General features: G+C 71.4%; 2 protein-coding genes. Both read left to right on the top strand.

Translation table 11 applies throughout. The features are described 5' to 3' along the window. The coding region (locus ACIRS4_RS36825) for an AAA family ATPase (protein WP_404204411.1) at nucleotides 1-594 on the top strand (594 nt) is incomplete at its 5' end. Between the two features lie 17 nt (nucleotides 595-611). Then, on the top strand, nucleotides 612-1457 hold an 846-nt coding region (locus ACIRS4_RS36820), incomplete at its 3' end, for a tetratricopeptide repeat protein (RefSeq protein WP_404204409.1).

The following is a 1457-nucleotide window of genomic DNA, read 5'->3' as shown; positions in this document are numbered from 1 at the left end:
GTCTTCCGCACCGCGCGCCGCAAGGCCCCCTGCGTCCTGTTCTTCGACGAGATCGACGCCCTCGGCCACAAGCGCAGCCACCTCTCCGGCTCCAGTTCGCTGCGCTCCACCGTCAATCAGCTGCTCACCGAGATGGATTCGATGACCAGCGACAACGAGGGCGTCTACATCATCGGCGCCACCAACCACCCCTGGGACGTCGACGTCGCCCTGCGCCGCCCCGGCCGCTTCGACCGCATGGTCCTGGTCGCCCTCCCCGATCCGGAGGCCCGAGTCTCGATCCTGCGCCACCACCTGAAGGACCGCCCCGTCGAAGGCATCGACCTCGCCGCCGTCGCCGCCCGCACCGAGAACTACTCCGGCGCCGACCTGGCCCAAATCTGCAAGTCCGCAACCCAACTCGCCATGGCCGACTCCATCCGCACCGGCGCCGTCCGCCCGGTCCGCATGGACGACCTCGCCGCCGCCCTCGCCCAAACCCGCCCCAGCACCGGCGCCTGGTTCGAATCCGCCCGCAACGTGGTCGAATTCGCGAACAACGACGGCAGTTACGACGAACTGGCCGCCTACATGCGCACTCGCGACCACCGCTGATCCCGGATCGCCGATCGATGAGCGAGAAGATCGAGAAGGCCAGGGTGCTGGCGGATCTCGGGCGGTTCGAGGCGGCCCGGGAGATGTTGGGGGAGGTGCTGGCGGGGGATCCGGAGGATCCCGAGGCGTTGGCGGATATGGCCAATCTGGCCTATCGGGCGGGGGAGTACGAGCGGGCGCTGGAGTTCGCGGGGACCGCCATGCGGGTGGTGCCGGACGAGCCGTTCGTGTGGCGGGTGCGGGCACTGGCGGAATTGCAGTTGAGCCGGGCCGCGGCCGGCGACGAGGGGGCACAGCGGCGGGTGCGGGCGCTGGCGGCGGCTCGGCGGGCTGTCGAACTCGAGCCGGACGAGGCGGTGAATTTCCGGATTCTGGCTGCCACGCAACGGGATACCGATCCGGCGGCGGCGCTCGAGAATCTGGAACTGGCGCTCGAGCTGGAACCGGATGACCCGCACACGCATCTGCTGCGCGGGCTGACCCTGCGGCGGAACGTGCACGGGCCCGATGCGCAGGCGCAGGCGGAGGCCGCGTTCCGGGAGGTGCTGCGGCTGGAGCCGGACCATGCGGAAGCGCTGTACGAGCTCGCGCTGCTCGCCGTGGATCGAGGGGACAATCAGGCGGGCGCGGAGCAATTGCGGCGGGTCGCGCAGTTGGATCCGGCGTACGGCGATGTGGTGCGGGAGCAGCTGGCGTGGCTGGCCGCGCAGGACGAGCTGCGGGCGCGGGCGGTCCGGGAGGCCGCGGCCGGAGGCGCGTCCCGTCGTCCGTCCGGCACGCGGAAAGCCGCTGTCCAGGTGCCGGTTTCGCAGCCGCGGTCCGATGGCAGCCGGTTCGGGCGGTGGGCGGCGGTGGTCGGGGTG

Source organism: Streptomyces sp. NPDC101166 (assembly GCF_044768125.1).
GTDB lineage: Bacteria > Actinomycetota > Actinomycetes > Streptomycetales > Streptomycetaceae > Streptomyces.
The sequence above is the reverse complement of the archived record's forward strand: the minus strand, read 5'-3'. Positions and strand labels throughout refer to the sequence as shown.